Source organism: Mesorhizobium sp. M7A.F.Ca.CA.002.05.1.1 (assembly GCF_003998335.1).
Classification (GTDB): Bacteria; Pseudomonadota; Alphaproteobacteria; order Rhizobiales; family Rhizobiaceae; genus Mesorhizobium.
Genome location: NZ_RZQI01001577.1, coordinates 1 through 582, shown reverse-complemented (window position 1 = coordinate 582; position 582 = coordinate 1). Strand labels below are relative to the sequence as shown.

1 protein-coding gene is annotated in these 582 nt (G+C 70.1%); it reads right to left on the bottom strand.

Annotation, left to right across the window (positions count from 1 at the left end; translation table 11 throughout):
- Nucleotides 1–104: 104 nt before the first annotated feature.
- Nucleotides 105–582, bottom strand: a 478-nt coding sequence (locus EN939_RS37135) for a sensor histidine kinase (RefSeq protein ID WP_335930825.1), incomplete at its 5' end; no start/stop codon positions are given.

Genomic DNA, 582 nt, shown 5'->3' with positions numbered 1-582 from the left:
GATCAGCACCGACGCAGTCGTGCATGTTCCCGGGGGCATAGCACCCGAGACCAAGGGCGGGTATCGTTGAAACTAGCTATGCCCGCCGCGCCGGGATACGCCGCTCAGGCCGCGGGCACTTGCAGGGCCAGCACGGTTTCGCCGTGCCGCGACCGCGTGTCGAGCGTGCCGCCCAGCCGCCCGGCCCGCGCCCGCATCGAGCGCAGGCCGGTGCCCGGGACGGGCGCCTCCGAGACGGTATCGAAGCCGACGCCGTTGTCCTGGATGGCCAGGCTCAGCGTCTCGCCGCGCCGGTGCAGGTCGATGACGACGCGGCTTGCCTGGCTGTGCTTGAGCACGTTGGTCAGGCCTTCCTGCAGGATGCGGACGAGATCGAGGCTTCGCGCCGCCGGCAGGTGGCAGTCCTCCAGCCCGGTCAGGTTCCACACGCAATCGATGTCGCGGCTTTCGCATGCCAGCGTTTGGCGGCGGCGCAGCGGCGCGATCCACTCGGCCAGCGACTGGCCGCCCGTCGGGTCGTCGGCAGCGGTGTCGATGATCACCCGCAACTCGTCGCGCAGTTCCTTCAGCACGGACAGGAAG